Source organism: uncultured Roseobacter sp., from assembly GCF_947501835.1.
Taxonomy (GTDB): domain Bacteria; phylum Pseudomonadota; class Alphaproteobacteria; order Rhodobacterales; family Rhodobacteraceae; genus Roseobacter.
Map to the genome: position 1 here is coordinate 316187 of NZ_CANMXR010000002.1, position 25918 is coordinate 342104.

Annotated in this window: 31 protein-coding genes; 17 read left to right on the forward strand and 14 right to left on the reverse strand. The window is 52.4% G+C overall.

The window, feature by feature from the left end:
- Positions 1 to 168 precede the first annotated feature (168 nt).
- From Q1A20_RS05385 to Q1A20_RS05400, 4 genes are all read left to right on the forward strand, one after another.
- A complete protein-coding gene (locus Q1A20_RS05385; protein WP_299401229.1) occupies positions 169 to 1518 on the forward strand; it encodes a flagellin in 1350 nt (449 codons plus the stop codon).
- Between the two features lie 75 nt (positions 1519 to 1593).
- The gene (gene flaF, locus Q1A20_RS05390; RefSeq protein WP_298968670.1) at positions 1594 to 1962 is read left to right on the forward strand and encodes a flagellar biosynthesis regulator FlaF; all 369 of its coding nucleotides are present in this window, start codon (positions 1594 to 1596) and stop codon (positions 1960 to 1962) included.
- Complete coding sequence (gene flbT / locus Q1A20_RS05395; RefSeq protein WP_299401225.1) at positions 1959 to 2363, forward strand: flagellar biosynthesis repressor FlbT; 405 nt, start codon at positions 1959 to 1961, stop codon at positions 2361 to 2363. Before flaF ends, flbT begins: the two co-directional genes overlap by 4 nt.
- Positions 2363 to 3661: a DUF1217 domain-containing protein gene (locus tag Q1A20_RS05400; RefSeq protein WP_299401222.1), complete on the forward strand. Its 1299-nt coding sequence runs from the start codon at positions 2363 to 2365 to the stop codon at positions 3659 to 3661. Before flbT ends, Q1A20_RS05400 begins: the two co-directional genes overlap by 1 nt.
- Before the next feature lie 7 nt (positions 3662 to 3668).
- Here Q1A20_RS05400 and Q1A20_RS05405 read toward each other — a convergent pair whose 3' ends face one another.
- Complete coding sequence (locus Q1A20_RS05405) at positions 3669 to 5036, reverse strand: FliI/YscN family ATPase (protein ID WP_299916249.1); 1368 nt, start codon at positions 5034 to 5036, stop codon at positions 3669 to 3671.
- A 54-nt stretch (positions 5037 to 5090) separates the two neighbouring features.
- On the opposite strand from Q1A20_RS05405, the gene Q1A20_RS05410 reads away from it, so the two are divergent.
- From Q1A20_RS05410 to Q1A20_RS05450, 9 genes are read left to right on the forward strand one after another with little or no spacing between them, the layout of a single operon-like run.
- A complete protein-coding gene (locus tag Q1A20_RS05410; RefSeq protein WP_298968662.1) occupies positions 5091 to 5516 on the forward strand; it encodes a FlgB family protein in 426 nt (141 codons plus the stop codon).
- 14 nt (positions 5517 to 5530) lie between these two features.
- Positions 5531 to 5923, forward strand: a complete 393-nt coding sequence (gene flgC, locus Q1A20_RS05415; RefSeq protein WP_299401216.1) for a flagellar basal body rod protein FlgC — start codon at positions 5531 to 5533, stop codon at positions 5921 to 5923.
- A 49-nt stretch (positions 5924 to 5972) separates the two neighbouring features.
- A complete protein-coding gene (gene fliE, locus Q1A20_RS05420; protein WP_299401213.1) occupies positions 5973 to 6299 on the forward strand; it encodes a flagellar hook-basal body complex protein FliE in 327 nt (108 codons plus the stop codon).
- A 1-nt stretch (position 6300) separates the two neighbouring features.
- Positions 6301 to 6570: a flagellar biosynthetic protein FliQ gene (locus Q1A20_RS05425; RefSeq protein WP_298968656.1), complete on the forward strand. Its 270-nt coding sequence runs from the start codon at positions 6301 to 6303 to the stop codon at positions 6568 to 6570.
- Position 6571: 1 nt separating this feature from the next.
- Entirely contained in the window at positions 6572 to 7285 is a 714-nt protein-coding gene (locus Q1A20_RS05430) for a flagellar hook-basal body complex protein (protein WP_299401209.1), read from the forward strand.
- Between the two features lie 24 nt (positions 7286 to 7309).
- Positions 7310 to 8095, forward strand: a complete 786-nt coding sequence (flgG, locus tag Q1A20_RS05435; protein WP_298968653.1) for a flagellar basal-body rod protein FlgG — start codon at positions 7310 to 7312, stop codon at positions 8093 to 8095.
- A complete protein-coding gene (flgA, locus tag Q1A20_RS05440) occupies positions 8095 to 8514 on the forward strand; it encodes a flagellar basal body P-ring formation chaperone FlgA (RefSeq protein ID WP_299403152.1) in 420 nt (139 codons plus the stop codon). Before flgG ends, flgA begins: the two co-directional genes overlap by 1 nt.
- 9 nt (positions 8515 to 8523) lie before the next feature.
- Entirely contained in the window at positions 8524 to 9255 is a 732-nt protein-coding gene (gene flgH / locus Q1A20_RS05445) for a flagellar basal body L-ring protein FlgH (protein ID WP_299401206.1), read from the forward strand.
- 11 nt (positions 9256 to 9266) lie between these two features.
- On the forward strand, positions 9267 to 9779 hold the full coding sequence (locus Q1A20_RS05450) for a flagellar basal body-associated protein FliL (protein WP_299401203.1): 513 nt from the start codon (positions 9267 to 9269) through the stop codon (positions 9777 to 9779).
- Between the two features lie 297 nt (positions 9780 to 10076).
- On the opposite strand, the gene Q1A20_RS05455 is transcribed toward Q1A20_RS05450, so the two are convergent.
- The 10 genes from Q1A20_RS05455 to fliL form a co-directional block, all read right to left on the reverse strand.
- Complete coding sequence (locus Q1A20_RS05455) at positions 10077 to 10487, reverse strand: hypothetical protein (RefSeq protein ID WP_299401201.1); 411 nt, start codon at positions 10485 to 10487, stop codon at positions 10077 to 10079.
- A complete protein-coding gene (flhB, locus tag Q1A20_RS05460; protein ID WP_299401198.1) occupies positions 10487 to 11572 on the reverse strand; it encodes a flagellar type III secretion system protein FlhB in 1086 nt (361 codons plus the stop codon). Before flhB ends, Q1A20_RS05455 begins: the two co-directional genes overlap by 1 nt.
- A complete protein-coding gene (locus Q1A20_RS05465) occupies positions 11569 to 12339 on the reverse strand; it encodes a flagellar biosynthetic protein FliR (RefSeq protein ID WP_299401195.1) in 771 nt (256 codons plus the stop codon). The genes flhB and Q1A20_RS05465 overlap by 4 nt, the downstream gene beginning before the upstream one ends.
- Entirely contained in the window at positions 12336 to 14420 is a 2085-nt protein-coding gene (flhA, locus tag Q1A20_RS05470) for a flagellar biosynthesis protein FlhA (protein ID WP_299401192.1), read from the reverse strand. Before flhA ends, Q1A20_RS05465 begins: the two co-directional genes overlap by 4 nt.
- A gap of 2 nt (positions 14421 to 14422) precedes the next feature.
- Positions 14423 to 15136 (reverse strand): transglycosylase SLT domain-containing protein, encoded by a 714-nt coding sequence (locus Q1A20_RS05475; RefSeq protein ID WP_299401190.1) that lies wholly within the window; start codon positions 15134 to 15136, stop codon positions 14423 to 14425.
- A 100-nt stretch (positions 15137 to 15236) separates the two neighbouring features.
- Positions 15237 to 17495: a hypothetical protein gene (locus Q1A20_RS05480; protein ID WP_299916255.1), complete on the reverse strand. Its 2259-nt coding sequence runs from the start codon at positions 17493 to 17495 to the stop codon at positions 15237 to 15239.
- Positions 17492 to 18361 (reverse strand): flagellar motor stator protein MotA, encoded by an 870-nt coding sequence (gene motA / locus Q1A20_RS05485; RefSeq protein WP_298969565.1) that lies wholly within the window; start codon positions 18359 to 18361, stop codon positions 17492 to 17494. The genes Q1A20_RS05480 and motA overlap by 4 nt, the downstream gene beginning before the upstream one ends.
- 66 nt (positions 18362 to 18427) lie before the next feature.
- Positions 18428 to 19042, reverse strand: a complete 615-nt coding sequence (locus Q1A20_RS05490; protein ID WP_299401185.1) for a hypothetical protein — start codon at positions 19040 to 19042, stop codon at positions 18428 to 18430.
- Positions 19039 to 19428 (reverse strand): hypothetical protein, encoded by a 390-nt coding sequence (locus tag Q1A20_RS05495; RefSeq protein ID WP_298968634.1) that lies wholly within the window; start codon positions 19426 to 19428, stop codon positions 19039 to 19041. The genes Q1A20_RS05490 and Q1A20_RS05495 overlap by 4 nt, the downstream gene beginning before the upstream one ends.
- Before the next feature lie 9 nt (positions 19429 to 19437).
- Positions 19438 to 19923, reverse strand: a complete 486-nt coding sequence (gene fliL, locus Q1A20_RS05500; protein WP_299401181.1) for a flagellar basal body-associated protein FliL — start codon at positions 19921 to 19923, stop codon at positions 19438 to 19440.
- Between the two features lie 121 nt (positions 19924 to 20044).
- Here fliL and fliF point away from each other — a divergent pair, with 121 nt between their 5' ends.
- The 4 genes from fliF (at position 20045) to fliP (ending at position 23296) form a co-directional block, all read left to right on the forward strand.
- A complete protein-coding gene (gene fliF, locus Q1A20_RS05505) occupies positions 20045 to 21670 on the forward strand; it encodes a flagellar basal-body MS-ring/collar protein FliF (RefSeq protein WP_299401178.1) in 1626 nt (541 codons plus the stop codon).
- Positions 21671 to 21735: 65 nt separating this feature from the next.
- Positions 21736 to 22269 (forward strand): ABC transporter ATP-binding protein, encoded by a 534-nt coding sequence (locus Q1A20_RS05510; protein WP_299401177.1) that lies wholly within the window; start codon positions 21736 to 21738, stop codon positions 22267 to 22269.
- Positions 22262 to 22555, forward strand: coding sequence for a FliM/FliN family flagellar motor C-terminal domain-containing protein (locus tag Q1A20_RS05515; protein ID WP_298968629.1), 294 nt, complete (start codon positions 22262 to 22264; stop codon positions 22553 to 22555). The genes Q1A20_RS05510 and Q1A20_RS05515 overlap by 8 nt, the downstream gene beginning before the upstream one ends.
- A gap of 6 nt (positions 22556 to 22561) precedes the next feature.
- Positions 22562 to 23296 carry a flagellar type III secretion system pore protein FliP gene (gene fliP, locus Q1A20_RS05520; RefSeq protein ID WP_299401174.1) on the forward strand — a complete coding sequence of 245 codons (735 nt, stop codon included), beginning with the start codon at positions 22562 to 22564 and terminating at the stop codon, positions 23294 to 23296.
- A gap of 340 nt (positions 23297 to 23636) precedes the next feature.
- On the opposite strand, the gene Q1A20_RS05525 is transcribed toward fliP, so the two are convergent.
- The 3 genes from Q1A20_RS05525 to paaI form a co-directional block, all read right to left on the reverse strand.
- Positions 23637 to 23945, reverse strand: a complete 309-nt coding sequence (locus Q1A20_RS05525; protein ID WP_299916258.1) for a hypothetical protein — start codon at positions 23943 to 23945, stop codon at positions 23637 to 23639.
- 112 nt (positions 23946 to 24057) lie between these two features.
- Complete coding sequence (gene paaK / locus Q1A20_RS05530; RefSeq protein ID WP_299401168.1) at positions 24058 to 25368, reverse strand: phenylacetate--CoA ligase PaaK; 1311 nt, start codon at positions 25366 to 25368, stop codon at positions 24058 to 24060.
- On the reverse strand, positions 25365 to 25859 hold the full coding sequence (gene paaI / locus Q1A20_RS05535) for a hydroxyphenylacetyl-CoA thioesterase PaaI (RefSeq protein ID WP_299916260.1): 495 nt from the start codon (positions 25857 to 25859) through the stop codon (positions 25365 to 25367). The genes paaK and paaI overlap by 4 nt, the downstream gene beginning before the upstream one ends.
- Positions 25860 to 25918 lie beyond the last annotated feature (59 nt).

Sequence of the window (25918 nt, forward strand, 5' to 3'; positions counted from 1 at the left end):
TTAAGCACTCATTAGCCTTTGAGTGAGCATGTTGGCGCTGCATCCGAGGTCGGGTGGCGCGTCGGCCAATTCCAGGCGGTCGCATTGGTCAGAAAGACAGTTTCGCTCCTCCGCAAAGGCGGTCGGGGCACAATCCACGCAAAGCGTGAATGATCAAAGGAACATGCTATGTCCAGCATTCTTACCAACAACAGCGCAATGGTTGCGCTGCAGACCCTGAAATCCATCAACATGAACCTCGGCAAAGTCCAAAGCGAGATCTCCACAGGTAAGACTGTGGAAAGCGCGAAGGACAATGCATCCGTTTGGGCTATCTCCAAGGTGATGTCCTCCGACGTGAAGGGCTTCGAGGCCATCTCCGATTCGCTCGCACTTGGCCAGTCGACAGTGGGCGTGGCGCTGAACGCATCCGAAAGCATCACCGACCTGCTGCAAGAGATCAAAGGCAAGATTGTCGCCTCCCAAGAAGAGAACGTCGACCGTGGGAAAATTCAAGACGATGTTGTCGCTCTGCGTGATCAGATTGCTTCGATCGCAGGCGCAGCTCAGTTCAACGGTCTGAATCTGATCAAAACGGAATCTGTTAACACCGGTGCAACCAATACCATTGCCGAGCAGCTTGAAAATGCAGAAGCGGGTGAGGTGAATATTTTATCTTCGCTCGATCGCTCGTCTTCTGGAGTGACTTCAACATCAATCGGTCTCGATAAACAGTCGCTCGACACGGGTGCCCAAACGGTTGGTACAGTTGCAGCCTCCGCTACAACAATTGACGCAACAGAAGCCTTAACGGCGAACACCGCTACGATCGCAGATGGCGCCACTGAAAATTTTGGCATCAACGGTGATATCACAGCCGCAGACCGACAAGCAAACCGGGTTATCGCGGGTGATACATACGAGATACAGGCCTCCTTCTTTGGCAAACTCTCCGCCGCGATAGGTACTGATATCACCGATGACATCGCATATGTGGCCAAGGCGGGTGATACAACCGCCGACATCGCTTCAGGTCTTGCGACACGGGTAAATATGGCACTCGCCGAGGCGGGATATGAGAATGACTTCGCGGCTGGTTTCATTGCTAACGCTGATGGTACCGCAGAATTCACGATCACCAATAACTCCGGCGCAGCAGGTGCTGCCGCCTTTGCCGGAACGGATATGGTGGTTACTTCCGGCGGTACTGCAGGTGGTGGACTTGATCTACTGACAGATATTGATGTTAGCACAGAGGGTGGCGCAAAGGCTGCACTGGTCGCCGTTGAGTCCCTTATCCAGAACTCGATCGACTCCGCTGCTGTGCTCGGTTCGTCCGCTGGTCGCATCGAAACGCAAGCAGACTTCGTGAGCAAACTCACCGATCGTCTGACATCGGGTATCGGCTCGCTTGTCGATGCAGACATGGAAGCGGCTTCGGCCAAGCTCCAGGCCCTGCAGACACAGCAGCAGCTGGGTGTTCAGGCTCTGTCGATTGCCAACCAGGCACCGCAGACCATTCTGTCGCTCTTCCGTTAAGCGATACCCAAGAGGCCCGTCTTGGCGGGCCTCTGACCCGATGACAGATAAACATACAAAGACAAAGGTTGCATCGTGAACGCTTACGCACAGGCCCAAAGCGCATATGCGCCCGCAGCTCCGACGAGAACCGCGCGCAGCGCAGAATACGAGGTCATAGCGAGGATTTCGCATCGTCTGAAACTGGCGATTAAAGAAGATGATTTCCCAGCATTGGCAGAGGCCTTGTACGAGAATAACAAGCTCTGGATCGCTTTGGCGGTGGACGTAGTAGATGACAATAATCTATTGCCTGACGAACTGCGAGCCCGGATCATCTATCTTTCCGAATTTACGCGCCTTCACACTCAGAAAGTTCTGCGCAGGAAAGAGAGCGCTATCCCGCTTTTGGAAATCAACGCGGCGATACTCCGTGGGCTAAAACAAGAAGGTTCAAGTAAATGAGTGGATTGGTGCTTAAGTTAAGTCCCAAAGAACGGGTTCTCATCAATGGCGTTGTCATTGAAAACGGTGACCGTAGAAGCCGTTTGGCAATAATGACACCCGGTGCAAATATCCTGCGCTTAAGAGATGCAATTCATCCTGAAGACGCGAAGACGCCGGTGCGCAGGGCGTGTTTCGCCATGCAGTTAGTATTGTCCGGAGACAAAAATCCTGAGGATGCACATCTTCCTCTGCTGCGGCAAATAGAAGAACTAAGTCAGGTTTTCACAGACTCCGACAGCAGAAATGTGCTGGCCGAGGCAACACGGGGCCTGGTAGAAAATCAGCACTACCGCGCATTGAAAGCTCTTCGAGCGCTGCTGCCGCGTGAAGATAGATTAATGGCTGCGCGGCCGTCCTGATGTTTGTACCCGTCATTCCATCCAGCGGGTTAACGGGTTGGCGGTTTCTTCAACGAACCTACGACACGCAACTCGAATCCTTGTCCAACAATTCGCAGCTCACGCGAAGCGCTGATTACTTCTCAGAGAACATTGGCAAAGTAAAAACTGCACAAGATTTGACATCGGATAGAAGACTTCTTGAGGTCGCTCTCGGTGCTTTTGGTATTCAGGACGATATCGACAACCGGTTTTTCATTCAGAAGATCCTCGAAGAAGGAACTACAGCACAGGATTCTTTGGCTAATCGCTTTTCCGACAACCGATATAAGGAATTCTCTGAGGCGTTTGGGCTAGGTCCTGGCGAGACCTCGCAAATTGATCGTAACGGCTTTACAGATAATATTCTAGCGCGTTTTAGATCTAACAGTTTTGAAGTTTCCGCAGGACAACAAGACGATTCCATGCGGGTAGCTCTTTATGCTCAACGTGTATTGGGTGATTTGGCAACACCACCTCAAAAGTCAGCTGAAAGATTGGCTGCGGAGCAGATTTCGGCTTCAGTTGCCCAATTTGCATCCGAAGCTCAGGACGATACAGACTATTTCGCCAACAACATTGGATCGATTACTTCGCCCGAGGAGTTGGTCGGAGATCTCCGACTGCTTGAGATCGCGTTGGGGGCGTTTGGATTAGAAGATGACTTCGAAGCAATCGCGTCTTTCGTACCAGATGCAACAACGCTCGTAAGTCCGGAATTGGAAAAAATCCAACGCGTTTTGGAAGAGGGCAGCATTTCGAATGTCGCCTTTGCGAACCAGTTGGACAACCCTGCATATGCCGAGTTTTCCCGAGCATTTGGATTTGGTATTGCTGAGGACACCCAAGTTGCGGAGCAGGGCTTTTCCACGCGCATCACTGATCGCTACATTGCGGAAAACTATGAATTCCCTGCGGGCGTTACGTATAATCTACCGGTCGAGATCGTCGATGGCCAGTTCGCACTGGAGTCATTTACTGATAGTGATATTTCAAATGATGCAAAGTGGTTTACCATTATGGGCGAGCCTCCATTGCGCACACTGTTCGAAAAAGCACTGAATCTTCCATCCGAATTCGGGCAAATTGATATCGACCAACAACTCGCTGTTTTTAAAGAGCGCACGCAGTCGGTTTTTGGGAGTGACCAGGTCAATCAATTCTCAGATCCTGAAATACTCGACGATCTGATCACGAAGTATATTGTGCGATCACAGTTGGCAAATTTCAATAGTGGCGCTTCTTCTGCCTCAATCGCCTTGACGCTGTTGCAATCCTGAAAACTGATCAAGCTGCCGGTGAGGGGCGGATTTTTTGTCCTGGCAGATTTGCGCCGCGCACGCGGCGCAGGATCAGCTCAAGCTGAGTGAAGCTGTTGTCGACACTCTGTGTTTCGACTTTCGCAAGGAACGCGTCGAGCTCAGGCCAAATTTGAACAGCTGCATCAATTTCCGGATCACTTCCTGCTGAGTAGAGACCCGCCCTAATCATCATTGCATTGTTGTCGTAGACGGAGAGCAAATTGCGAGCCTTAACCAGCAGTGCGTTTTGCGCTTCAGTGGCAGCGGCAGGCAAGCTGCGCGATATCGAACGCAGCACGTCTATCGCGGGATATCGCCCACGCTCCGCAATTGCCCGATCAAGAACGACATGCCCGTCCAACACACCGCGCAGAATATCCGCAATCGGTTCTTCCATGTCTGAACCAGCAACTAGAACACTGAAAACTCCGGTAATATCACCTTGGTTTTCCTGACCTGGGCCTGCGCGTTCGCATAGAGACATAATCAAGTGTGCAGTTGATGGCGGGTAACCGCGAAGTACGGGCGCTTCACCGGAAGCAACAGCTACTTCGCGATGTGCTTCAGCAAAACGTGTAATCGAATCTGCCAATAAAAGCACAGAGTGACCTTGATCACGAAAGTGCTCGGCAACAGACATTGCCGCCCAGGCGCAACGCCGACGGATCAGCGGTGATTGATCCGAGGTTGCGCATACAACAACAGCACGTTTCAATCCTTCGGGGCCGAGCACGTTTTCAATAAAGTGGCGCAGCTCGCGACCGCGTTCGCCAATCAAAGCGATGACAACGATATCTGCGGTCATGTTCTGCGCAAGGTGTCCAAGCAGGCTAGACTTGCCGACGCCAGACCCGGCAAACAAACCGATTCGCTGACCTTCGACCAAGGGAAGCATTGTATTCAATGCAGCCATGCCGGTGTTGAGGCGCGCGCCCATTGCACGTCTCATCGCGGGATCTGGAGGCGCGCGTCTGAGCGCTCTCGCTTGTGCGCCTCGGAGGAGCGGTTTGCCATCGATTGGATTGCCAAAAGGATCGATAATGCGCCCGACCCAAGCATCCGATGGCGCGATGCCGCGAGCTTCAAGCAACGCCGCACGATCTTGTAAGGCAACACCGTCAGGGGCCTGGTCGGGCAACAAAACAAGGATATCGCCGTCCAGCTGCAAAACTTCGCCAGACAGAGGCTCCCCCTGGCGATAAACAACAATCAGATCGCCAATGCGCGCTTTACCGGCCAATCCGGAAACCTGGATCACGCCACCTTCTACACGCGTGACGCGGCCAATGGCACGCACGGGGTTAAGGTCCGTAATCTGAGCGGTCAATCCGTCGAAGGGAAGAGGCGTGTTCATGGCAATCCTTTGAAGTGCGCAAACCCTTTCTAAAGGAATCAGAGTTAAGTCTTGATGAAATCACACGAGGGAGAAGCCCCGATGTTTGAAAATTTGGAAGTCTTCAGGATATCGCATGCAATGGCGGTCCATGCCGGGCAGAAACAAGCAGTTGCTGCGCAGAATGTCGCAAATTCCGATACACCTGAATATAAGGCGCGCGATCTCGCGCCCTTCGCCGAGACCTACAATAACAACATGTCGAATCGGGATGTCACCGGTCAGCGCTCTACCCGCGCGCTGCATCTGCACGGCACCATGAATAGTTCTGTCGCACAGCCGATTGTCGATAAGACATCCGTTGCATCCCCAAACGGCAACAATGTTTCCTTGGAGACTGAAATGCTGAAATCGCTCGGTGCGAAACGTCAGCATGATCGTGCAATGGCCATCTACAAGTCCTCGCTTAACATCCTGCGCGCGACGCTTAGAAGAAGTTAATCGGGGAACGTATCATGAACGATTTTGCTAAAGCTTTAACAGTAACGTCTAGCGGCCTTAAGGCTCAGGCGACACGCTTACGCCACTTGGCAGAGAACATCTCTAACGCCGATACGCCTGGTTACCGTCGCAAGCTGGTGTCATTTGAGACATCCTTTAACGCCGGGAGCGGTGTATCGGAGGTCGAGACCAGCCGGGTCAGATTGGACAAGACGGAATTGGAACGGGTTTATGATCCTTCCCACCCGATGTCTGACGACTCCGGCTACTTCGATGGGTCCAATGTCAACCTGATGATCGAGCTGGGTGACGCGCGCGAAGCACAACGCAGCTATGAAGCAAACCTGAAAGTGTTTGAACAGACACGGAAAATGTCCAGCAGCCTCATGGACCTGCTGCGCAAGTAATTGAACAAGACGCGGCTAAAACTGCTGCAAGACTTCAAGGAGATCCAGAATGGATATGAAAGCTGTTTCAGCAATACAGAAGTTCACTGATGCACGATCTACATCGGCGATTAGTAACTATGTTCAGGCGCGCCCGGCCACCGAGCCGACGCCTGAAGAACCCAGCGTTGCCCAATTGGCTGGAAAAGCCGCGATGGATTTTGCCCAAACACTGGCGCAAACCGAGGAAACGGCCAAACAATCGATGATTGGTGACGCTGATCCGCATGCTTTGGTCCAGGCGCTTGCACAAACTGAACTGGCCGTTGAAGCGGCGGTTACCGTGCGCAACAAAGTTGTAGAAGCCTACCAGGAAATCCTGCGGATGCCCGTTTAACATGCTCGACGAAGTTCTCTTCTTCGACACGCTGCGGCAGGGTCTGTGGATTTCGGTGATCATCTCGCTGCCAATTTTGACAGCGGCCTTGATTACGGGGGTGTCCATCGGATTGGTTCAGGCGCTCACGTCCATTCAGGAAATGACGCTTACTTTTGTTCCGAAACTCGCAGCAATCGTCATCGTTTTCTGGATGTCGATGGGTTTCATGACACAAACGCTGGTCTCGTTTTTTCACGACCGCATCGTACCACTGATTATTGGAGGTTGAGATGGAGAACTCTGGGTATACAACGCTCACGCGACAAGCGGGTCTGATGCGGGAAATGCGCATTGTCGCGAACAATATCGCGAACTCTGCAACGACCGGGTATCGTCAAGAAGGTTTGGTGTTTTCAGAATACGTGAAGTCCGTTGAGGGCGGGTCAAGCCTTTCCATGGGGCAGGGCAACGTGCGTCACACCTCCTTTCAACAGGGTGCTTTGACGCAGACTGGCGGGACGTTTGATTTCGCGATCGAAGGCGAAGGTTTCTTTCTGGTCGAGACGCCAGCGGGCGAAAGGCTGACACGGTCGGGCGCTTTCTCTCCGAACGCGGAGGGCGATTTGGTAACCTTTGACGGGTACCGCGTTCTGGATGCCGGCGGCGCGCCTGTTTTCATCCCGCCGGGTGCCGCAGATGTTGCCGTTTCGGCGGATGGCACAATTTCAAGCGAGGGCAACCCAATTGGTCAAATCGGGGTCGTTCAGCCTCTGAATGCGCGCGAAATGGTCCGCGAAGACGGCGTGATGTTTCGTGCGGACGATGGGTATGAACCCGCGGAACAAGCACGTGTCCTCCAGCGGTTCGTTGAAAATTCGAATGTTGATGCGATTACGCAACTCACCCGCATGATCGAGGTCCAGCGCGCCTATGAGCTGGGCGCCAGTTTCTTAGACGCGGAAGATCAACGCGTGCGCTCAGCTCTGCGCGCGCTTTCACAGTAGATTTCTTGGTAGAGGAGGTGCCCAATGCGCGCCCTTAAGATTGCAGCGACCGGAATGAGTGCCCAGCAGATGCGGGTTGAAACGATTTCTAACAACCTTTCGAACATGAGCACGACGGGTTACAATGCGCGGCGTGCCGAGTTTGCGGACTTGCACTACCAACAATTGACAAGACCGGGCACGATCAGTGCAACCGACGGCACTGTCATGCCAACCGGTGTTCAACTGGGTTTGGGGGTAAGACCGGCCGCGGTATCAGTTCAACTTCAGCAAGGATCGCTGAGCGCAACTGGCGGCGATCTTGACCTGGCGATCGAAGGTCAGGGGTATCTTGAGGTGACCCTGCCATCTGGACAGACAGCCTATACGCGCGATGGTGCCCTCAAACGAACGGGAGAAGGCTTGATTGTGACCTCCGATGGTTTTCCGGTCGAACCCCAGATCGTAATCCCGGATGACGCGCGCAGCGTTTCAATCAATGCATCTGGCGAAGTCTACGCGTATTTTGCGGAAACACCGGACGCGCAGCTGTTGGGTCAATTCAACATGGCAGGCTTTACCAATGCGAAGGGGCTGGAAGCGTTGGGAAGCAACCTTTTTGCTGAAACTGAGGCCTCTGGTCCTTCGCTTGTTTCTACACCAGGCGAAGATGGGCTTGGCACGGTGCGGCAGGGCTATCTGGAAGACAGCTCCGTTGACGCCGTGCGCGAAATCACCGAATTGATCGAAGCTCAGCGTGGTTACGAAATGAATGCCAAAGTCATCTCGGCAGCCGATCAGATGATGGGCGCAACGACGCAAATCAGATGATGCGTTTTTGGATCTTTTTGCTGGCGGTATGCCTTGGTGCCGATGCCCTTGCAGAGTCGGTGGTTCCGACGCGCACCATCCGGGCAAACGCAATCATCACTGAAATCGATGTGGTTACAAAGTCCGGGCGGATTGCTAACGGGTTTGACCGCGCCTTGGATGTGATTGGTCAAGAGGCCAAAACCACACTCTATGCGGGTCGGCCGATTTTGTTCGATGACGTTGGTCCGCCAGCGCTTGTGACGCGCAATCAGATCGTCATGCTCCGCTTCGAAACTGGAGGTCTCGTGATAACGACCGAAGGTCGATCATTAGAGCGTGGCAGTATTGGCGATCGGGTCAGAATAATGAACCTAAGCTCCCGGGCGACGCTGTTTGGACAAATCCATGCTGACGGCTCGGTACATGTAAAGAATTAGAGGTCTCAAATGAAAAACCAGAAATACTGCGCTCTTTTGTGCCTTGTCTTGGTAGCGGCTTGCGGTCGCTCGGATCATCTTGGGAAGGCACCCTCCTTCAGTTCGCCTACGGGCACTGCGGAACACAATGCAATGCTGTCACCTGGACTGCCCTTGCGGGCTGATGCGACAGGCCCAACCGATCAGGCGTCGCTCTGGTCTGGTGCTCGGCAATCACTGCTGGGGGATCGGCGTGCGATTCAGCAGGGCGACATCCTTACCGTGGTCATCGAGATTGATGAAGAAGCTGAGATCTCAAATGCGACGGATCGTTCCCGGTCAGGTTCGGAAAGCCTAAGCATCTCGGGACTTTTCGGTTTGCCGCAACGCATTGATGAAAGGCTGCCGGAAGGGGCGTCGACGTCCGAAGCCGTGGGCATCAACTCGAACAGCAATTCGTCGGGCGATGGCTCGGTGAAGCGGAATGAAAAGCTCACTCTCAGAATCGCCGCAACCATTGTTGATGTCTTGCCAAATGGTGTTTTGTCGATTTCGGGCAGCCAGGAGTTGCGCGTTAACTTTGAAATGCGTGAATTGCTCGTGACCGGGTATGTCCGGCCAGAAGACATCTCGAGGCAAAATGAAATCACATATGACAAGATTGCCACCGCGCGCGTTTCTTATGGCGGTCGCGGGCAGATCACGGACGTGCAGCAACCGCGTCTTGGGCAACAGGTTCTTGACGGCGTTCTGCCCTTCTAGGAGATGATAGTGTGAAGAAATTACTGCCCATAATTATGCTTTTAGTCGGTTCTGGTGCGGGTGTAGGCGCTGGTATCTTCTTGCGCCCGGCCCCGGTCGAGGAAGCAGCCGCTTATGAAGAAACTGAGAAGTCAGCAGAACCGACTAAGGACAAAGAGTCCCACTCTGAAAAGCACGACGCTGAAGCGTCATCAGAAGCGATGGAATATGTCCGGCTCCCAAATCAGTTTGTCGTGCCGCTCGTGCAAGAAGACCGCATCTCGGCGATGGTCGTCATGGCTCTCAGTATTGAGGTTGCCAGCGGCTACAGTGAAGAAGTTTTCGATAAAGAACCGAAGCTGCGTGATGAATTTTTGCGGGTTCTCTTTGATCATGCGAGCATTGGCGGTTTTGATGGCGCATTCATCAACAATGAAAACCTGGATGTGGTGCGAGGCAACCTGCGAGAGGTTGCAGTTGGAGTAATGGGCGCGGACATCGCAAATGATGTTTTGATCTTTGAAATCGCGCGCCAGGACTACTGAAACACTTGCAAAAGATCCGCCACTCCGGGCGGCGGCATCTTTGCCGTACCCGCGCGGAGCTTCATTTTTAGTCAATCCATTCTTTGATGTGGGTGGGCTTCGCTGTTGGAACGGATCATTAACTCCATAGCCAGCAGCTCTGACAAGCAGTGACTTTTGAATTTTTTACCACCGTCAAAAGTCAAATCTTGGATTTTCATTGACACCATTCGTATTGATTTGCGATTGAAATTAGCTGTTTAGGAGTCAGGGCCGGAGACAGCTGCAGACCCTCACTTGAAAAGGTTCGTCTTCAATTTATCGAAGTTTGTAGAGCGTTGTTTCAATCGCGCTGGTAAGCATCGCCTCGTGACTGGATTTTCTACCTTGTAAGCTCAGCTCTTTGATGAGTGCCTCCGTCGCCAAGACTTTCCCATAAGCTTGCTTCACCTGTCTGACGTGTTGTTCTTTTTCAGCCAGGACTAGTGACAGTTTATTGTTTAACGAAACTTTGGCATTGCCGACCCAAGACTTCCAGATAACATCAGCGCCTATTGTTTGCATGTCGGGATCGCTGCGTTTTCTCGCCTCTTCAGCTTGTTTGTCCAAGCGCTTTATCTCTGCGCGCAATTCATTTTCCTTTTTAAGGAGCACTCCAAAAGCCTGGCGTCGTACCTCATATTTCGCTTCAACGAGGGCGTGCATTTTTCGCAACTCCGCAATCTTCATCAGAAACGACTTTTTGCTTTTTGGCGAATCGCCTCTGCAAAGCGAATTGCAGCGGCGACAGCGCGGTAATGATCCGGCGCGATTTGATCACCGATTTCGGTTGTTGCGTGAAGCGCGCGCGCCGTCGGTGGATCACTGTGGATTGGGACATCGTTTTCCGCGGCAACCTCTCTTATTTTCAAGGCGATCTCGTCAACGCCTTTGGCAACACATATTGGTGCTTGTCCTGGTTTTCTTTCCCACTTCAACGCAACGGCATAGTGCGTTGGGTTAACCACGATCACGTCAGCGGTCGGCACATCTGCCATCATTTGTGCACCTGCAATGGCCTGCGCGCGCCGACGGCGTTCCTGCTTCATATGTGGATCGCCTTCACTATTTTTTGTCTCGTCCATCACTTCCTTGCGCGACATCTTGTTTTTTCTCAGATGCTCGAAATGCTGCCAGATCGCGTCGATCGCGCCGATCACACCAGAGACAATGACAACAACGAAGAGAAAGCTAAGACAGATTTCCGCAAGCAGGGCGATTGCGATACGCGGGTTGGTCTGCAGAACAGCAACCATCTCCTCCAGGCGGGCATTGATGAAAATAGCAAGACAAGCGGAATAGATCAGCAATTTGGAAAAACTGACGGCAAATTGAAAAAGCCCGGTCCGCCCGAACTTGTTTTTTGCATTCGAAATCACTGAAATTTTTGAAAGCTTCGGGGTTATTTTTGTGGGTGCAAAAACGATACCGCGCACCGCAAAAAGACAAAGTAATACGGTCAGGCCGGGTACCAGGAACATCGGCGCAATTGACCAGGCAACGCTGCGTATCAGTCCTTGTGTCGGAGCGCCGGCTGCGCCATCGAAAAACAAGGGTGCCAATTGTGCAGATTGATCGATCAGGACCATCATCGAGGTGCCAAGCTGCGTCAGCCCGCTGCTACCTGCCACAAGGAAGGCCAGTAGCAACCCCGCATAGGCGCATGCGGTCAATAGCTCTGTGGAGCGTGCGATTTCACCTTTTTTGCGGGCCTCAAGCAGCTTTTGAGGGGTCGCGTCATATGTCTTGTCGTTTTGATCTGTTTGATCGCTCATTGCGGCGTTCCAAAAGGATTACTCAGAAACCCATCCATCGCCTGCACCCAAACTGAAAGGATCAATGGAGATGAAACAAGCAGCAGAAATAGGCCGCCAGCAGTTATGACCGGGGCGCCAACAAAAGCCACCATAAGCTGTGGCATTGCTTTATTGATCGCACCGAGAGCCAAATTATAGAGCACCGAGAGTATGACGAATGGCGCGGCCAAAGTGAAAGCAAGTGTAAAAGCGCGTGCGACCTGCGCAACACCCCAATCAGAAAGTTCCGAAGCTTGGGTAAAACGACCCATCGGCATGAAATCATACGATAGGATTATCAGCTGGGCGGCTTTGATATGTAATCCGGTCATCACCGCAAGAGCCAAACCGCCGATGATCAAGATGTAGCCCATTGCAGGCATTGGATCGACGCCGGCTCCACCAAAAACCTGAGAAAGAGAAGTGGAGTGCGCGGCGATGGTGCCGGCTGTTTGAAGCGCGAGAACAAATAGCCGTATACCGATCCCCAGAGCCAAACCGGCAAGAATTTCGGTAAAGAGAAGCGTCGATACATCACCTAACTCTTGAGGGATATCAACGACTGCAACAGCAGGGGTGACAACAACCGTAAATGCGATTGCCACGACGAGTTTGATGCGCGATGGAACGGATTGTTCACCAAATGCTGGCAGCATTGAAGCAAGAGCGGCAACACGTAGAAAAACCAGAAACCCATGCCACAATGCTTCATTCGCAAGTGGAAGTAATTGGGCCAGAGCCGTCATGCCGCTACGACACCGACAAGTGATGGACGGGCATCCAAACCGATTTCTTCGAAAGATAGCACAGGGTTGGAGATGCCCTTGGCACGCATCACGGTGCGCAAAAAACGGCGCCGACGGGTGTTCGTCACAATCGCAGCATTTATGCCATTTTGGCTTGCTGCGGTCAGTTTTTCCGACATGTTTTCAGCAAGTAAGTTAAAAATGTCGGGCGGCAGCGCAATGTCCAATCCTCGGTCGGCCTCCACTTGATATGTGTTGAAAGTATCTTCCCACTCTGGCGCCAACTGGACGAGCGGCAGTGTCCCATCTTCGCGTTTCATTTCGGCGACCAACTGAAACCCCAGGCGCTGCCTTACGTGCTCACAGATGGCTTCGGGTTGCGCATTTTGAGCACGTGCCTCGGCTGTTGCTTCCAGAATGAGCGGCAGATTTCTGATTGACACCTGTTCATCTAACAAGAGGCGCAACACCGCATGCAACACGTCGATCGGTACTTTGTCTGGAATCATTTCGTCCAGCAATTTGCGGTTGGCATCGGCGCGGGTTGGGTCAGAAACATTGGTCATTTCAGACAAAAGTCGGCGCAGGGATTTTAGCGACAGCAGACGGCTAAAGTTGCGCTTCACCGTCTCCAGAAGGTGGGTCGCTAAGATCTCTGCGGGTGTGACGAGAGTAAGCCCGTCCAACGCGGCCTGCTCCTGATCCCGACTGTTAATCCACCTTGCGGGTGCGCCATAGACTGGTTCAGTCGTGTCGGCACCGCTCGGCAATGAAGATGCATCCTCGGGGATCAACGCTAAAATCTGATCTGGGTTGAGTTGCGCGCGAGCCTGCTCGACGCCTTGAATACGCAGGACATAAGTGCCCATGGGTAGGATGGCGCTGTCTGTCAGACGGATTTCGGGAAGGATAAGACCAAAAACGGATGCGACATGCGTCCGCATATTTGAAATACGCGCGTCCAGCCCAGTTCCGGGGTCCAAAACCATGTTCACAAGATCGGGCGCAAATTCGACATGAATATCGTCGAGTTCAAGGATGTCGCCGAGTGGCTTTTCTTGAGGTAAATCAGAGAGTTCTGTTTCCTGATCTTGGTGGCCAACCGTTTCCTTGGCTTTTCGGTGCATCCAATATGCCAACCCGCCAAGGATTGCGCCGCCGAATATAAACGGCCCAAACGGCAAACCGGGGAAAAGCGCAAACAAAATCATCAGTCCCGAAACCGTGGCGAGCGCGGACGGATGTTTGCCTAGTTGGCTAAACACCGCCAGATCGGTCGCACCCTGTGCGCCGCCGCGGGCAAGTAACAACGCCGAGGCAATTGAAATAACAACTGCTGGGATTTGCGAAACGAGGCCGTCGCCAACGGTGAGCATGGCATATGTTTCAAATGCTTGTCCGATTGGCATACCGTGAACGGCAATGCCCATGACGAGCCCGGCTACCAGATTGAGCAGCGTGATGAGCAGGCCTGCGATAGCATCGCCCTTAACGAATTTGGAAGCACCATCTAATGATCCGAAAAATGTCGTTTCCTGCTGTTCTCGTTCGCGCCTTTCCTTGGCTTCTGTGTGAGTGATCGCCCCTGCCGACATGTCGCTGTCGATCGCCAGCTGCTTTCCTGGCATGCCATCAAGCGCGAAGCGAGCGCCGACTTCAGCCATTCTGGTGGCACCCTTTGTGATGACCATAAAGTTGACAATGAGCAAGACGCAGAACACGACAAGGCCAAGAAAGACGCTGCCACCCATGACGAATTGAGCGAAACCTTCAATCACATCACCGGCGGCATCCGTGCCAGTGTGTCCTTGGCCGATAATGAGTTTTGTCGAAGACACATTGAGCGATAGTCTTAACATGAGCGACGCTAATAGGATGGTCGGAAAGGCAGAGAAGTCGAGCGGCCTCTCGATAAAGAGCGTAATCGTGAAAATCAGGATTGCCAGCGCGAATGATGCTGCCAACCCAACATCAAGTACCCAAGCAGGCATTGGCAGGATCATCATTACGATCACAGCCATTAATGCAACCGCCAACATGATCGTCGGATTAAAGAGCGCTTTTACTGTAAGGTTTTGCAACGCTATGTCTCCCCGCGTTTCGAAATTAAGCTGCGCCTGTTTGTTTGACTTCCCAATGGAACAAGAGACCCGCGGAGAGGTGTCACGCCAGAAGGCTTCAAGAAAGGAAACTGGTTCCACTTTCTTATTTTCGTTGATGAATGACTGGAAATAGAATCTTTCTGCGCCATCTCCGAATAGATGCGAGAATACCTGCTTTTATATTTTTCTGAGTGTTCGGGTGTTCTGGAGTGAAAGGCGCCTACAGCATTCATCCAATTGCCTTTTTCTGTAAAAAGCCTTGACAAAAATCTTGCCGCGTATCGCGCGTTGGAAACGGGTTCGAACATTTCTGAAATAGATCCAAATTGATGTCCATGCCATCTGAAATTCAATTGGAAACAACCAACATCGAAATTTTTTTGACCTTGTCTAAATTGTTGGATCGCAAATTCTTCTGCGGCAACTCGGGTTGGTAACCAGGATCCTTCACCGTTGACGTTGATTGCCCATGGCCATGGTTCCAGACCGCTGCTTTGTGATCGGCCTGTTTCCGTTCGAGTTACCGCTAATAGAACCGAAAGGGGTACATCTGTTTCTTGCGAAGCGATAGTTGCGGCTTGATCACATACGTTCTGTGTTGATGCAAAAGCGATCGGTTGAATCGCTGGAATGGCAAAAAAGGTGATCAGCGCAGTTCTTGATATAGCGATCATCAAATATCTGGAGATTTGCATTCTGCACCCTCAAAACAACTGCGTTCTGCAGCCTCTTTAACCATAATTGTCTGAGGTTTATTTTCCGTAACCAGAGCTTCTCCGATCGTAGCGTGTAGAGCTAGGGAGAAACTTGAACATTACCCAGTAAATCAGCGAGTACACTTCGCGCAGTGCCGCTCTCGTCAAGCGCACTTTGTGTGGCGGCGATCATTCCGTTCTCGGCTTCAATGCTGTCAACCGGGGTTTGAGTGAGCGCGCGGACACCACTATAAAAATCTTCTTGTCCCTCGGTTAGCTCAATCCAATCATCGGAAAGCCAGGCAGACTGACTGGCTTCTTCAATCATATCGTTAGCTTGAAAAAGGCGTGTTGCACGTTGATTCTCGCCCAAAGCCGAATACGCGCGAGCTCGCAGTTCGTCTACCGTATTTCCTGACAAATCTTGCAACTCCGCAATAGTGTTTTCTGGTTCTCCAACGGATAGTAGGATTTCGGCCTCCAAAAGCCTCATAGGTTTGGTTCTTTCATCCAGTGGAACGTTCGCCAAAATGTCTGCGGCTGCTTCATGAAAGCCCAATTGGTGAACGCGCGCTGAAACACCCACTACCGCTTGTGACTGAAGTGCGTTTGCCGGTTCGGGAAAATGAGCAAAGGTCAACTCTAGGAATTCAAAATCGTCCGCTACTTTCGCTAAGGCAGAAAAAACGTGAGATTGCAGCTCCGCTTTCAGATTTGGGTTACTACCGATTGGATTATTGTTAAGCACCTCAATCGCTTTAGTAAATTGCCCTGAAAGTGCTGATGCAACCACGTGAGCTCTTAAGAGATCGATACCAATCGGCGCATCTTGCAATTCGAAAGCATATGCTTCGATCAGCAGAGAGATGTCTGCTGGCACAGGCTGAAAGTCAATAAGTCTATTTTCAACAAAGGCAATCAAAGCCTCCGGAGATTCTTTGCTATTTGTTTCAGCGACTTCAGAGAAGATTTGATCCGAAGTCTCCGTTTCACCGGAGTGCTGTTTAATCCTGGCCTTTGCCAAATTGGCGTCGAGTGCATCAGAGTCTTCACCCTGCTCAACCCGGCGAAGCGCTATGGCCGCAGCTTCCAGCTTTCCCAACTGAGTAAGGCGGTTACTGAGCGTCGGGGCTATAAAGCCTCTCAGATGAGCCGGTAGTTTGGCCAAAGCTCGCAACGCTGCCTGTTCGTTGATCACCTGAGTTTCCGGGAGTGTCCTCGCAGCCATTATCGCCCATAGTGCCAAGTCGGAATCGCAGTCGGAAAACCGGTGAACAGAACGAGGGTTTCGGGCAAATCCAAATTCAATGATATCCGCCAGATCCATTAGTTCGGGACTCGCGATCACCAAATTCTCAGACAGACGAAGCACTTGCTTTGCTTCTGCGCCAAACCCGAAGAAGATGTAGAGCTGCGCGAGCGCAATGGCCTTTTCCTCGTCAAGCCGGTCCACCTCGGAGTAAAGTTGTTGTCGCAACGTAGAAACCTGCAAATGAAAAGGCTGATTGTCACCCCATCCGCTTACATCAACACTCTTGGGATTTGCGCAAACGGCACCAGAAGTCATTAAGTCAAAATCGTCTTCTACATCCAAAACATCATGACTGCTGGTCACCCTCATGTTTCCGGGCTGAACCTCAATTTCAGGAGCCTGCTGTTCCGAAGAATCGAGAATTTCAGCTGTTTCTGAAGGTTCTTGTCTTATATCCAGCGTTTCCAGATCTGGAGTCGCCGCGCGTAACAACCCTCGAGAGGTGGCCTCTCCAAGACCCTTCAAGAGACGCTCGCGGGTGTCTTTGACAATTTCAAGTTCGATTGCACTTGCTGATGGGTCAAGGCTGTTGGCGTGATTTTCTACCGTGTTTTGGTTATTTGCAGTCGGCACTGTCTCTCTGGGATCAACGATCGCTTCTGACCAAAGTAATTCACCAAAATTGAACCCCGACTCTGTTTCAAGCACCACGAACGAGGGCTCATTCGTTGCGGGCTCTAACGTCAAAGGAGGCCCATCAATGACATCGACAACCAAGAAATCGCCTTGCTCCAGAAAGGAGTTCACCCGGCAGTCGCAGGACAGTTCCAGTTCAAGGCGCGCAGGATATTGAACGACATTGGTCAACCGATCCCTTGGGATGACGTCGAATACGCGACTGAGATCGAAGCCGCTGTTGTGGCCGCTTAGCGAAATTGTCTGTTTGCCTGGAACCCCGGACACCTCCCATTCGACGCCTGCCGGCAATTGCATCACCAACCGCGTGAAGCCGTCATGATCTCCCGAACGCACGGTAATTGGGTTAGCTAAGGCCGCAGTGGACGCCAAAGACGCCGAGAACATAGCTAGTGCGAGAAATTTTCTCATGCAGCACCTTGCTTCACCGATTTCAAAGCTTCTTCCAGCTCAGAAAAGCTTGGCCGGCAATGCGATGGTGTATTTTGTCGACCAACTTCGATGCAAATGTTGGTGGCATGGGCATGCAGATTTGCCACCAAGACCTCACGAATGAGCTGATAGAAGTGCCCGTCTTCCTCAGTAACTGTTTTCACCTTTGCCGCGAAAGGACCGACAAAACCATATGCAAGAAAAACACCTAGAAAGGTGCCAACCAAGGCACCACCGATGAGTTTGCCAAGCACTTCCGGTGGTTGATCGATTGAGCCCATTGTCTTGATGATGCCCAAAACCGCCGCAACGATTCCCAAGGCCGGTAGACCGTCAGCAACTGTTTGAAGGGCATGGCTTGAATGCAAAGCATGGTGCATATTGGCTTCCATACGTTTTTCCAGAACCTCTTCCACCTGATGCGGATCGTCGTAGTTCATCGATGCGGACCGCATGGTGTCGCAGATAAGTGCAATGGCCTCGCCATCTTTCAGAATTTTTGGGTATTTCGAAAAGATTGCCGATTCTTCTGGGTTTTCGATGTGTTCCTCAATTGCGACGGGGTTCTGACGCGCAAGCCGGATGATTTCGAACAGAAGGCAAAGCAGATCACGGTAGTCATCATGTGCCCATTTCGGGCCTTTGAAGACGCGGCTCATGTCTCGGGCTGTGTGCTTTACTTCCGATATACTGTTGCTGATCAGAAAAGCTCCGACAGCGGCACCGCCAATCATCATCATCTCGAAGGGAAGCGCTTTAATGATGATGCCCATCTTGCCGCCAGCAGCAAGGTAGCCACCAAACACCATGACAAAAATCACAACAATGCCAATTATTCCAACCATGACTGTCCCCGGTTCAATTGATAACGGCACATTCGCAAAAGGAGGTTAAAAAAGCCTCTGCATTTGCTAGCCTTTTGGCACGTCTGCATTTCGCCCGGCGAGAATCACACTGATCGAGTAGGCTGCCTGGGGCGATAGCCCGGCTAAAATGCCAGCTGCTGCAGTTGGTTTCATTCTGCCCAAAAACCCTGCGGCAAATACCGGTTCCATTTCTTCAAACAGCAGCGCGGCATCCTTGGGTTTCATGTTTTCGTAAACCGCAGTCAGGCGCGCCAGGTCGTCTTCAGCGGCTGTGTCAGCCAATGCGAGCAAGCCTCTCAACGACGTTTCGGCATCTTCGAGCATTGTAAGGCGCTTCTCGATTTGTTCGTCTGCAACACTCAGTGCCTTCATTCTCACGGCAATCTGCTGTTCTTTTTCTGCGATGCGCGCTTCGCGTTCCTGAAAAGATTTCAATAGCTTGGACATTTTGGCTTTGTCCGCCTCCGGCATCTTCTGTCCAGTGTCGGAGGCGGCAACACTCATTTCCGCTTCAGCTGAAGTGGCGAGCGGGTTCTCTGTGGCAACGGCCTGTCCAGCGCCTGCGCCAATCCTGATCGCTGCAGACCCCATGAGAAGTCCCGCGATCAATAATACCGACCCCCGACCATTTCGTCCTGAAACCAGCTTTTTAAGGCTCATTGATGTGCCTCCGCAGCTCTATGCCGCACAAACATCGGCTCGCTTGTCGTCTGCGCCGAAACAGGAGCCGCGGGTGTCGCAGGTGCTTCTCTTGCAGGCGTGTCGGGAATGTCGTGCAGGGACGCCATCTGGAATTCCAGTTTCCGGGACATTTCTTCCGCGCGTTGCGTCAAGTCCGTCAACGTCTGCGCCGACCCCGCAGCGGTATTTTGCGCTGAGGAAAGAGTTTTTGTCAGATCGTCAACCTGTGCGGACAGAACAGCGACCGCGCCGCCCACACCTTTTTCCAGATCATTAAAACGGTTGAGCCTCCGGCCAAGAACAAGACAGTAGATTCCGGCACCTAACGCGCCCGCGGCTAACAAAATATCTGCAATAAGGTCCATTTCACCCTCCTAGTTCAGCACGAATTCCATGATGAGAAGATCATTGACGTGATCACGACCCGTCGCGACCTGTACGCGCCGCAACATTTGCGCACGCAATCGCGTCAATGCGGAGGGATCTTGAATATCCCTCAATTCGATCGCGCGCAGATAGCTGTTCAGCACATCTACGACACGTGGCAAGACGGCCTCCACTTCCGAGGCGTGTTCCTTTGGCACCTCCAGTTCCGCGCGGAACCGTAAATGTCTTTGCTGACTCTGCTGCGGAAGCGATACGGTGATCGGATCCAAAGGTACAAAAACCACTTTCGGCTGAGCATCCTCCACCTTTTCCTCAGCTGCGGGTTCGGCTGATTCGGCGTTTAAAATCATGCCACTCCACGTTGCGTAGAATCCTCCGCCACCGCCTGCCAACAGCAAGACAAGCCCAATTATTAAAGGCATTTTTGACGATTTTGTTTCGGTTGGGGGATCAACAGTCGTTGCGTCGGCCATGATATATCCATTTGCGGTTACAAAAATCGTTATAGACGCGATTGCACTAACCGATTGTTAAGCCAGATCGTTCATTGCTGTTGTCACGCCGAATAGAACGTTCGGTTTGACGGAGGTGATTGTGCAGCAACTATTAAATGCGTGGACCGGGCTAGAACTGCGCCGACAGATCATCGTTATCTTGGCCACCGGCGCGATGTTTTTCGCGATTCTGACAATGTCGCGAATGGCATCGGCGCCATCAATGACATTGCTCTATGCTGGCCTTGAAAATGGCGCCGCTGGGGATGTTGTCCGTGCCCTGGAGCAGCGTGGTGCTGTGTTTGAAGTGCGCGGTGGCTCAATCTTCGTATCTTCCAAAGATCGTGATCAGCTCAGAATGACGCTCGCAAGCGAAGGGCTTCCGGCAAATTCGAACCGCGGCTATGAGTTGCTCGACACACTCTCGGGCTTCGGCACGACATCCCAGATGTTCGACGCAGCCTATTGGCGCGCGAAAGAAGGTGAGCTCGCCAGGACAATTGTCTCCAGCCCACATATTGCGATGGCACGGGTCCACATCGCGAGCACGGGATCGAACCCATTTCAGCGTGGCGTAACTCCCAAAGCATCGGTTGCGGTCACACCAAACGGGGCGGCGATTACCAGCCAGCAAGCGAAAGCGATCAGGTTTCTTGTCTCTTCCGCCGTCGCGGGACTGGCGTCTGACGATGTCGCCGTCATCGACGCAAATGGATCTTTGGTCGGTACGACCGATGAAGCGGCACCGACAAACGGCGGGGACGACAAAGCGCAGCTCCTGCGTGACAAGGTTCAACGCCTTTTGGAAGCCAGAGTCGGTTTTGGTAACGCGGTTGTCGAGGTTAGCGTCGATACGGTCACTGAAAGCGAAGCCATCAGGGAACGCATCTTCGATCCTGAGAGCCGGGTGGCCATCAGTACAGATACTGAAGAGCGTACCAACTCGTCCAACGAGGCTGGCGGGGGGGACGTTACAGTTGCCTCAAACCTCCCGGACGAGCAGGGTGGTGAAGGCGAGAATTCGTCTTCCCAGAACAGTGAGAGCCGCGAACGCATTAACTACGAAGTGTCAGAAACGGAGCGCGAAATCGTTCGAAGCCCAGGTGCGGTCAAAAGGCTGACGGTTGCCGTTTTGGTGAACGAGGCTCAGACAATTTCGGAAACAGGCGAGCAGACTTTTGCGCCGCGTGAAGAAGCTGAATTGAGTGCTTTGAAAGACCTTGTCGCTTCGGCTGTTGGATTTGATGAACAGCGTGGTGACATCATCACGATCAAATCAATGGCTCTGCAAAACGTGGCACCACAGGGTACGGTTGCAGGCACATCGCTTTTGGATGGCATCAATATTGATGTAATGTCTGCGATCCAAATGGCTGTTCTTGCCTTGGTTACCTTGATTTTGGGTATTTTCGTAGTCCGCCCATTGCTGATGAAGCCGAGCGTGCCAGTTTCGGAAAGCGTGCCCGCGCTACCTGGTGCGGATGAAACGCAGGGCGACGAGCCGGGCCTGACGGGCGAAGTCACTTCCGACGAACTCGACCTCCCCGAGCTGCCAATCATTTCAGGATTTGGTGGCGATGAGGCGGGCGGTTTGCCGGATCTGAATATGGCCGGCGGCCTTTCGGACGATCCGGTAGATCGTTTGCGCAACATGATTGGCGAGCGTCAGGAAGAAACCGTTGAGATTCTTCGCAGTTGGCTGGAAGACAAAGAGGAGAAGGTCTGATGTCTTTGTCACACAGATATCGCAATTTTGGAGGGTCCAAATCCGAGCCCGGCGCCAAGGAGGAGATGAGCAGCGATGGTATAGAAGACCAAAAGCTGCAATCTTTTGAGGAAGGATATCAGGCCGGGTGGGATGACGCTGTAAAAGCGCAGGCCGACGAGAAAATGAAAATCAGCGCCGAGTTTGGCCAAAACCTCCAGGATATGTCGTTCACCTATCAAGAGGCCTTGTCGAAACTAACGCTTTCGATTGAACCTGTTATGGCGCAAATCGTCGATAAGCTTCTACCCGCACTGGCCCGACAGGCTTTGGGCGCACATGTCATCGAACAGTTGTGCGAGATGTTGAAGGATTGCGCCGGACAGCCCATTGAAATTGTTGTCGCGCCCGCAAGCGTGGAAACGATCAAAGAGCTTGGTGAGAAAAGTCTGACCGACCCGTTTGAGGTGGTCGAAGAAGCCTCACTGGGTGCCGGCCAAGCGTTTGTGCGCGTCGGGTCAACGGAAAGAAGTATTGATCTTGATTCCGTGATCTCCGGCGTATCCGACGCGCTTTCCGCGTTTTTTCATGAAACTGGACAGGAGATGAACAATGGATGAGTTGTCCGCTGAAAAAAAACCGGCTGTGAATCCGACAAATCCATTCACGTCCGTTCCAATTGAGCTCAGTGTATGTGTCGGTAAGGCCCGACCGTTGATTAGAGATCTGATCGCGCTGGGGGAAAATGCAGTGTTGCCGTTGGATAAAACTGTAGAAGACCCTGTCGAACTCTATGTCGGCGATCGTCTGATTGCCCGAGGCATGCTGGAGGAAAACGAAGACGACCAAAATGGCCAGTTGGTGGTTCGGCTCACGGAGATTATCGACCTTCAGGCGAGCCTCTGAGCTTCTATGAAGCTTCGCACATTACTTTGCATCCTGGCCCTGGGATTTGCAGCCTTTCCGATCGAGGTCAGCGCGCAAGAAGTTGCGTTCTCCCTGGGAGAAAACGACTCGATCAGCGCACGCACTATTCAACTGTTCGCGTTGATCACAGTGCTCAGCTTAGCGCCAGGCCTAGCGATCATGGTGACTTGTTTTCCCTTCTTGGTGACTGTTTTGTCCATTCTGAGGCAAGCAATCGGGTTGCAGCAATCTCCTCCGAATATGCTCATTGTAAGCCTCGCATTGTTCTTGACGTATTTTGTCATGGAACCGGTTTTCACTGCTGCTTGGACCCAAGGCATCATGCCATTGAACGATGAACTGATTGATATTGAAACGGCCTTTGTTCGTACATTGGAGCCTTTCAGGGTGTTTATGGCTGGCCGCGTTGATCCAGACACATTTTTCGCGATGGCCGAATTGCGACCCGACACAATTGATGCGACGCCAACACCTGATGCGCCGCTGTCGGTGCTGGTTCCAAGCTTTCTGCTATCGGAGATTTCGCGCGCTTTTCAGATCGGGTTTTTGATTTTTCTGCCGTTCTTGATCATCGATCTAGTTGTTGCGGCGGTTCTTATGTCGATGGGTATGATGATGGTGCCACCTGTAATCGTTTCGCTTCCGTTTAAGCTCGCCTTCTTCGTTATCGCCGATGGGTGGAGTTTGATCGCTGGTAGTTTGGTGCGCAGTTACTTTTGAGCGATTTACTTGGAGTGTCCGAGCAAGACAGCGCGGTGCTAAAAGACACACTAGCGAATTTGGCTCGTGTCGCCTTAGATAAGAAACTCTAAATTGTAGAATTTGAACTTTGACGCCACTGAAGCGACAAGGTCACCAAGAGAGTATTGGCCCGCAGGGAACCTTATCTGATACATGTAACTCAGATGGTGAATGATAAGCGTCTAACCAATCCGAAAAACATGCGGGATATCGGAAGTGATCGAAGCAACGCGTTAGTACGGAGTGGTCTACCCAGCACGCTGTCTTCCTGAAAGACCTCGGCGTACCAGATGAGGGATTAACAGGGTTGGGCAGATGTTCAATTATGTGAAGATACAACGCAACTGATGGGTTGATCGGTGCGAGCTAATTTATTCAATGCTGCGATATCACTTGCGTCACCGACCACATCAACATCTTCGATTAAAGAGATCTTTTCCGCTTCAATAGTCGAGTCCTGCGATGCTCTCTTGCGGATCGTTTCGGGGTCGTAAACGTCCATAACGATGGTTTGATATCCATCGTTTTTAGGTGCGATGGGCGTGCAGTATGGCGCAATTTCTATGCCCAACTCACCCTTACGGATGTACTTTCTGAGCTCTGACATTCGATCAGATTTTTGGGCCACTGCGCAATTCCTGATTTTGCCGACAACACTTGCATTGAGGACCATGAACGGGACTTAAGTTCCAGTATGCACAAGTTCCCGATCAGGCTGCAACCGACTGAGCAGCTATCTGTCACACTTCTTTGCGATTGTCTAAGATCCTGACGGCTTTGCCTTGGGAGCGGGCGACGGAGCCGCATCTTCCGACCTCAACGGCGACGCTGATCCCAATGGTCTGCTTGATTTTTGCGGCCAGCGCCTTGCCACTTGCCGCGCAATCCTCCGTGTTTAACGCAGGGTCGGCGGCCTCACAAAGAATGCGCATCTTGTCCATGCGATCTGGTCTGGTCAGTTCGATTTGAAAGTGCGGCGCAAGGCCCGGCGTGGCCATTAAGGCCTCCTCGATCTGGGTGGGAAAGACATTTACCCCGCGCAGAATAATCATGTCATCCGAGCGGCCGGTGACCTTTTCCATCCGTCGCATCGAGCGTGCAGTTCCGGGCAAAAGGCGGGTCAGGTCGCGCGTGCGGTAGCGAATGATTGGAAAAGCTTCTTTGGTGAGTGACGTGAAAACCAACTCACCCTGTTCGTCTTCCCCCACCAACGCGCCCGTTTCGGGGTTGATCACTTCGGGAAAGAAGTGATCTTCCCAAATGTGCAGACCGTCTTTGGTTTCGACACACTCCATCGATACGCCGGGCCCCATGACTTCTGAAAGACCGTAGATATCAACAGCATGCATATCGAATGCCTGCTCGATTTCAACGCGCATCGCGTTCGTCCAAGGCTCTGCGCCGAAAATGCCGACGTCCAGTGATGACGCGCGCGGGTCAACGCCCTGAGCTGCATACTCGTCGAGAATTGAGAGAGCGTAAGAGGGCGTCACCGTGATGCCGTTGGGTCGAAAATCCTCGATGAGGCGCACTTGGCGTGGCGTCATGCCACCCGAAACGGGCACGGTTGTGAGCCCGAGTGCGTCAGCGCCCAGATGAATGCCGAGACCACCGGTAAAGAGGCCGTATCCATAGGCATTGTGCAATAAGTCGCCGGGTTTCAATCCTGCCGCGCGCAGGGATCTTGCGACCAAGCTACCCCAGTTTTCCAGATCGCGCGTCGTGTATCCGACCACGGTGGGCTGACCGGTCGTGCCGGATGATGCGTGAATGCGGGCAAGTTGTTCGCGCGGCACTGCAAACATGCCAAATGGATAATGCGCGCGCAGATCCGTCTTTACGGTGAAGGGAAACCTTGCCAGATCTGACAGGGTTTTCAGATCATCAGGTTGCACGCCTGCATCATCAAAACTCTGTTTGTAAAACGGCACATTATCATAAGCGTGTCGGAGGGACCATTTCAGGCGGTCGGTCTGAAGGCTGGCAATCTCATCCCGGCTGGCGATTTCAATGGGATCAAGCGCTTTCGGCGTGGGTGTGAGATCTTTCATGTCAGGTCTCCGTTTTCGGGAAAGTGTTGGCCTTTGACAGTGCGTGACAAGCCGCGAAACTGCGCAATGCAGCTCCTGTTTTCGTTTGTGACTTCAACATCATAGATACCGGATCGCCCCGCGCGCGAAACTTCGACGGCAGTTGCGGTCAGGCGTTCTCCCAACTGTCCTGGTTTCAAATAGGTGATCTGATTTTGCTGCGCGACCGTCAGCTGATTGTAGGTATTGCAAGCAAAGGCGAAGGCGGAATCCGCCAGCGCAAAAGTAAACCCGCCATGACAAATCCCATGCCCGTTGAGCATATCCTTTGTTACGGTCATGGAGAGCGTAGCACGACCGGGCGCGATCTTTTCGATTTCCATTCCCAAAGTTTGGCTTGCAGCGTCTTTTTCCATCATCAGCACCGCACATTTTTCGGCGCGCGCTTGCGGCGTTAGTCCACTTGACATATGTGTTTCCGAATTCTCCCTACCTGTGAAAATCTGTAACATGAAAGTGCTGCGCTGTATATTGCAACCTCGGGGCTTGATTTGAACGGCGAAGAGCGCAA